Here is a 6,129-nt window from a genome sequence, read left to right on the forward strand (position 1 = left end):
GCCGTGGCCGGACCCGAGGTTGAAGACCCGGCTTTCGCCCCCGTCCAGCAGGTGTCGCAGGCCCAGCACATGCGCCTCGACCAGGTCCATGACATGGACGTAGTCGCGCACGCAGGTGCCATCATCGGTCGGATAGTCGTCGCCGTGGATCGTCAGCGCGTCGCGCTTGCCCTCGATCGCGTCCAGCACAAGCGGAATCAGATGCGTTTCCGGGCGATGGAACTCGCCCACCTCGGCCTCGGGGTCGGCGCCGGCGACGTTGAAATATCGGAAGATCACGTGGCGCAGCCCGTCCGAATGCGCGAAGTCGCGCAGCATCTCCTCGATCGCACGCTTGCTGGCGCCATAGGCGTTGATCGGCTGCTGCGGGCTGTCTTCGTCCAGCACCACGTTGTCCTGATCGCCATAGGTGGCGCAGGTCGAGGAAAAGACGATGTCGCGGCATCCAGCGGCAATGCAGGCTTCGATCAGAGTCAGCGAGCCGAGAGCGTTGTTGCGCCAGTAAAGACCCGGATCTCTCATGCTCTCGCCGACCTGGCTGAGCGCGGCGAAATGCATAATCGCCGCCGGCCGATGCGTGGCGAGGACCTTGTCCAGCCGCGCGCGGTCCAGCAGGTCGCCCTCTTCGAACGGGCCGAAGCGCACCGCGTCGCGCCAGCCGGTCGACAGGTTGTCATAGGTGACGGGGGTAAAGCCCGCGGCCCTGAGGGACTTGCATGCGTGAGAGCCGATGTATCCTGCGCCGCCGGTTACAAGCACCGTGCGCGAGGTCGTTTCGCTCATTCCGCCGCCCGGTCGACGTGCTGCAACTCGCGAAGATAGGCCATCAGGTCGTCGCGCAAATCGTCACGGGCCAGGCCAAAGGCGACGGTGGCGCGCAAAAAGCCCGACTTGTTGCCGCAGTCAAAGCGCCGGCCACGGAAACGGTAGCCGTAAACCTCGCGCTCCTGGCGGATATCCTCTGCAATCGCGTCGGTCAGCTGGATTTCTCCGCCCGAGCCGCTTTTCAGCTTGTTGAGGTTCTGCAAAACCTTCGGCGTCAGGATGTAACGGCCGATCACCGCGAGGTTCGAGGGCGAGTCCTCGGCCGCGGGTTTCTCGACCATGCCCTTGACGCGCACCAGCGGACCGTTCTCTTCGCCGATGTCGAGCATCCCGTAGGCCGAGGACTGCTCTCGCGGCACTTCCATCGCGGCGACCATGTTCTCGCCGATATCCTCGAAGGCCTCGACCATCTGTTGCAGGCAAGGCTTCTCGGCGGCGATCACGTCGTCCGGCAGGATGACCGCGAAGGGTTCGTTCGCGATCAGGCGGCGGGCGCACCAGACTGCGTGTCCCAGGCCCAGCGCCTTGTGCTGGCGGATGTAGGCGATGGCGCCGCTTTCCATGTCGGTGCCGCGCAGGATCTCGAGAAGCTCGGTCTTGCCCTTCTTGCGCAGATCGCTCTCGAGCACCGGGTTATGGTCGAAGTAATCTTCGAGCGCGCCCTTGCCGCGCGACGTGACAAAGATGAATTCCTTGATGCCGGCCGCCCGCGCCTCGTCGATGGCGTATTGGATCAACGGCCGATCGACGAGCGTCATGATCTCTTTCGGAACCGATTTCGTGGCCGGAAGGAAGCGCGTTCCCAGGCCGGCTACCGGGAAAATCGCCTTGGTCACTTTTCTACGCATCGTCCTGCCCTTCGTTTCGGCGCAACCCGAGGCCGCGCCTTGCCGCCCCGACTATGCCCCGGAGTCGCTGCTTTCGAACCCACATAGTCAAAATAGATTGCCCACGCGCAGGAGCAACCGTTCGATTCGGTCAAATTACCTGAATTGTCATAAATCTGCATCAATGCCGCGCTGACGGGCCACCCGCGCGACCTCTTCCGCGACCCGCCGCCGGAAGCCGGTCAGGCGCAGAAGCGGCTGTGCGCGGTCGCTGCGTCCGAACACGCCGCCGCGCTGCTCCCAGTAGCCCTCGGGGACAAAGCGCAGCCGGTGAAACAACGTCGTCGGCGACAGCAGGATCAGGGTCGCGACCTCGCCGCGTTCTGCTGCCGCCACCGCGGCGCGGCGCAGGCGGCGCACCTGCCAGGTTCGCCCCGAGATCACCGTCGTCGGGCCGCGCGTTCTGGTTGGATAGGGTCGAAACGACGTGTCGGGCTGTGCAAGGGGTGACAGCGGTGCGATGTTGCGCGCAAGGCCGGCCTCGTATCCCTCGCGCAACCCGCGCATCAGTCCTTCGACCTCGCCGGTAGAAATAAGCCTGCGCCGCACCTGGTCGCGCAGCCGCGCGCCCTGCTCACCCTGGAATCCGTGCCAGCGTGCCGCGCGCGCCTCTGCCTCGGCGCAATGCTTGCGCAGAAAGACGGCCATGCTCGCCCCGATCTCGAAGAGGTCGCGCACCGCCCGGTCCGGCGCGCGTCGGGGGCTGGCGGCGAAGGCGTGGTGAACCTCGGCCAGCGGCACGACGGCGACGGTCTGCCGCGCGGCGGCAAGGCGCAGACTGAGATCGGTCTCGTCGAGGAAGAAGCGAAAGGCTGGATCAAAGCCGCCGATCCGGGCCAGGACCTCGCGCCGGATGGCCATGTTCGTGCCCTCGAGCTTCGGCGCCCAGCCCTCGGGTGGCTGGGGCACGCGGGCTTCGTCGCCGTCGATATCGAGGTCGCGGTGCCGCGCCTCGTCCGAGACCACGCGCGCCCGCCACTGAAACGAGATGCCGTTGCGCCCGCGCACGTAGCCGCCGGCCGCTGCAACGCCCGGCAGATCGAACCCTGAGGCGAGATGCATCAGCCACGTCGGCTCGGGCACCGCGTCATCGTCGATGAAGGCGACGATCTCACCGGCCGCCGCCGCGATGCCAAGGTTGCGCGCCGCCGAGATGTTCTGCTCTTCGAAAGCGACGGACTTGACCCGGTCTCGGCCCGGCAATTCATCGATCGCAGCGATCCCCGCCGCGTCGGCGACGACAACGATCTCGAAGGCGGAATAGCGCAGACGCGTTACCCCTTCGAGACAGAGGCGCAGCGATGTCGGGCGGCCATGGCTGACGATAACGACGCTGACCGCCGGCGCGCTCATTCCATGCCCATCTCGCGCATCATCGCCTCGAGGCGGGGCACGTCCTCGGGGTTGTTCAACTCCCAGAACTGGCGGCCATGCGCCTCGACCTCGACACAGAGGATGCGGCTGCCCTGCTCGAGAAAGCGCAACTGCTCAAGCCCCTCGAGCTGTTCAAGCGGACCGGAGGGCCAGCGGGCATAGGCGGCCAGCGCATCGGGCCGATAGGCGTAGACGCCGACGTGGTGAAACACCGGCGTCGCCTCTTCGCGGTCGTCATAAGTGTCGCCGGTGTAGGGGATCACTTCCTTTGAAAAGTAGAGGGCCTGCCGCTCGGCGCCGAAAACCGCCGTGGTGCCGCCAACACGTCCGGCGCGGCGGTCCGCGAGAAACCCGTTCAGCGCCCGCCCGTCGCATCGCAGCACCGGAGTCGCCATGCCGGCTTCGGCGTCGTCCCGCAGGCTCGCCACCAGCTCTTCGACGAACCAATGCGGTGTCAGCGGAGCATCGCCCTGCAGGTTCACCACGATCTCGAATTCCTCGTCCATCTCTGCGATCGCGGCGGCGCAGCGCTCGGTGCCGTTGGCACAGCTTTCCGGAGTCATGACAACCTCGGCGCCAAAGCCCTGCGCGGCGGTGTTGATGCGGGCATCGTCGGTGGCGATGACCACGCGGTCGACCCCAGAGACCTGGCAGGCGGCGCGCCAGCTACGCTCGATCAGGCTCTGTTCCCGCCCTGTCGCGCCCTTGAGCACGGCCAGCGGTTTGCCCGGGTAACGGCTCGACTCGTAGCGCGCGGGTATGACGATCGCGACCGGCATCAGGCAGTCCTCAGTTGCACGTCGGGCGCATGGGCGATGAAGAACGGATTGGCGAACCCCGGCTTGCCGTAGCGAAGTGGCGCGTGATCATCGAAACGCACGACACGCCCGCCCGCCCCGCGCAGCACGGCGTGACCGGCGGCCGTGTCCCACTCCATCGTTCGCCCGACGCGCGGGTAAAGATCGGCTTCGCCCGTCGCGACGAGGCAGAACTTGAGCGATGACCCGGCGCTGCGCATGTCGGCGACCGCGTATTTCCCGATATAGGCGTCCGTCGCCGCATCGCGATGCGATTTCGAAGCGACGACGAGCAGCGCGTCATTGTTTGATTGCGCCACGCGGATCGGGCGCATCTCGCCCGGCATTTCGGGGTCGAGGTCGCCGATTTCTTCAAAGGCCGCGCCCGTTGCGTCGGTCAGGAACATGCGCTTTTTTGCCGGCGCGTAGACCACGCCGCGCGACGGCTCACCGTTTTCGACCAGCGCGATATTGACGGTAAAATCGCCACGCCGGTGAACGAACTCCTTGGTGCCGTCCAGCGGGTCCACGATCAGGAATGTATCGACCGACTGCTCATGTGTCGTCGCCTGTTCTTCGGTGACGAGCGGGAACTCCGGAAAGGCGGCGCGCAGCCCGGCCGAAATGATGCCGTCGGCGGCCAGGTCGGCCTCGGTCACCGGGCTGTCATCGGCCTTTGCACGCACCTCGAAATCATCCGCCTCGTATATTTCCATGATCCGCGCCCCGGCCTTGATGGCGAGGCTGCGCATCACGGCGCTCAACTTGTCGTAGTCCAAACTTCTGCTCCTGCCCGCAGGCCGCGCGTCACGGCCCGCGGCATCATTGATATTAAATCCGCTTCCTTTATGATCGCGGCCCAAGGGAACGGCAAGATTTCCCTGCGATACTGGCAGCCCCAAGCCCCGCGCGAGGCCGAGCGATGTTCGAGCAACACAGACCCCGATCCATGCTGACCTCGGCCTTTATCCTGGCCGAGCTGATATACCACAGCATCGTGCGCAACATCCGCAAGACCCATGGCAACGCGCTGATGTCGATCGGGATCAACCTGTTGCAGATGGCGATCATGGTGCTGGCCTTCTACGTGTTGTTCGCGATCCTCGATCTGCGCGGCACCGCGATCCGGGGCGATTTCCTGATCTACATCATGTCGGGGATCTTTCTCTACATGACCCACGTCAAGACCATGGGCGCGGTTGCCGGCGCCGAGGGACCGGCCTCGCCGATGATGCAGCACGCGCCGATGAATACCGTGATCTCGATCATGGCGGCGGCGCTGGGCACGCTTTACATCCAGGTGCTGTCTCTGGTCGTAATCCTCTTCGGCTACCATGTCGGCGTCACCCCCTTCGAGATCGAGCGTCCTTTCGCCGCCTTCGGAATGCTGCTGGTCGCATGGTTCACAGGCGGCGCGCTGGGGATCGTGCTGTTGGCGCTGAAGCCCTGGTTCCCGACCTTCGTGTCGATTTTCCAGACCATATACATGCGTGCCAACATGATCGCCTCGGGCAAGATGTTCGTGGCCAACACCCTGCCCGGCTTCATGCTGGCGATGTTCGACTGGAACCCGCTGTTCCACGCCATCGACCAGGCTCGCGGCTTCGCCTTCATCAATTACGCGCCGCGCTACAGCTCGGTCGAATATCCGCTGATGGTCGGACTGGTGCTGCTGATGGTCGGTCTGATGGGCGAGTTCTACACCCGCCGCCACGCCTCGATCAGCTGGGGTGCGCGCCGATGACACGGTTGGCCGCGGCTCTTCTGTTTATCATCCTCGCCGCGGCGCGGCCCGCCCTGGCCACCCAGGACGCATGGCCTGCGCTGCACGATGTAAGCGGCGTCGAAGCGGGCGACGTGCTCAACATCCGCGCAGCACCCGACGCCGGGGCAAAGATCGTCGGCGGTCTTGCCCCGGATGCGACCGATATCGAGGTCATCGCACCCAGCGACAACCCCCGCTGGGGCCTCGTGAATACCGCCGAGGGACGGGGCTGGGCGGCCCTGCGTTACCTGCGCCGGCAGCCGGGGCAATGGCTGGGCGCGGTGCCGCCGATGCGACACTGTTCCGGCACCGAACCGTTCTGGAGCCTCGCGCTACCCGGCGATGGCACCCTGCGCTTCGCCACCCCCGAGGCCGAGACCGACGGCCTCGGCTTTCGCCCCGTTGCCTCGCAGAACCGGCGCGATCGCTACGCCATGACGTTCCGGCTCGACGACGGGCGGCGCGGCGTGCTGATCGCGGG

7 protein-coding genes are annotated in these 6,129 nt (G+C 65.8%); 2 read left to right on the forward strand and 5 right to left on the reverse strand.

The genetic code is table 11. The features are described from left to right. The 5 genes from galE to cysQ form a co-directional block, all read right to left on the reverse strand. On the reverse strand, positions 1 to 783 hold a 783-nt coding region (gene galE / locus ACN0T5_RS21530), incomplete at its 3' end, for a UDP-glucose 4-epimerase GalE (protein ID WP_417770653.1). Next, a complete protein-coding gene (gene galU / locus ACN0T5_RS21535) occupies positions 780 to 1,673 on the reverse strand; it encodes a UTP--glucose-1-phosphate uridylyltransferase GalU (protein WP_417770654.1) in 894 nt (297 codons plus the stop codon). The genes galE and galU, both read right to left, overlap by 4 nt. A gap of 147 nt (positions 1,674 to 1,820) precedes the next feature. Beyond that, positions 1,821 to 3,065 carry a glycosyltransferase family 2 protein gene (locus ACN0T5_RS21540; protein WP_417770655.1) on the reverse strand — a complete coding sequence of 415 codons (1,245 nt, stop codon included), beginning with the start codon at positions 3,063 to 3,065 and terminating at the stop codon, positions 1,821 to 1,823. After that, positions 3,062 to 3,865, reverse strand: coding sequence for a 3-deoxy-manno-octulosonate cytidylyltransferase (locus tag ACN0T5_RS21545; RefSeq protein ID WP_417770656.1), 804 nt, complete (start codon positions 3,863 to 3,865; stop codon positions 3,062 to 3,064). Before ACN0T5_RS21545 ends, ACN0T5_RS21540 begins: the two co-directional genes overlap by 4 nt. Next, the gene (gene cysQ, locus ACN0T5_RS21550) at positions 3,865 to 4,746 is read right to left on the reverse strand and encodes a 3'(2'),5'-bisphosphate nucleotidase CysQ (protein WP_417770657.1); all 882 of its coding nucleotides are present in this window, start codon (positions 4,744 to 4,746) and stop codon (positions 3,865 to 3,867) included. The genes ACN0T5_RS21545 and cysQ overlap by 1 nt, the downstream gene beginning before the upstream one ends. Positions 4,747 to 4,832: 86 nt before the next feature. Between cysQ and ACN0T5_RS21555 the strand changes: the two genes are divergently transcribed. Both ACN0T5_RS21555 and ACN0T5_RS21560 read left to right on the forward strand, forming a co-directional pair. Further along, complete coding sequence (locus ACN0T5_RS21555) at positions 4,833 to 5,627, forward strand: ABC transporter permease (protein ID WP_417770658.1); 795 nt, start codon at positions 4,833 to 4,835, stop codon at positions 5,625 to 5,627. Beyond that, a partial coding sequence (locus ACN0T5_RS21560) for an SH3 domain-containing protein (RefSeq protein WP_417770659.1) occupies positions 5,624 to 6,129 on the forward strand: 506 nt, incomplete at its 3' end. The genes ACN0T5_RS21555 and ACN0T5_RS21560, both read left to right, overlap by 4 nt.

This window comes from Stappia sp., from assembly GCF_048261845.1.
Lineage (GTDB): Bacteria > Pseudomonadota > Alphaproteobacteria > Rhizobiales > Stappiaceae > Stappia.

What these genes read in the sequence shown, in the direction of transcription:
- galU (WP_417770654.1), bottom strand. Translation starts at nt 1,673, where the DNA reads ATGCGTAGAAAAGTGACCAAGGCGATTTTCCCGGTAGCCGGCCTGGGA.
- ACN0T5_RS21540 (WP_417770655.1), bottom strand. Translation starts at nt 3,065, where the DNA reads ATGAGCGCGCCGGCGGTCAGCGTCGTTATCGTCAGCCATGGCCGCCCG.
- ACN0T5_RS21545 (WP_417770656.1), bottom strand. Translation starts at nt 3,865, where the DNA reads ATGCCGGTCGCGATCGTCATACCCGCGCGCTACGAGTCGAGCCGTTAC.
- ACN0T5_RS21555 (WP_417770658.1), top strand. Translation starts at nt 4,833, where the DNA reads ATGCTGACCTCGGCCTTTATCCTGGCCGAGCTGATATACCACAGCATC.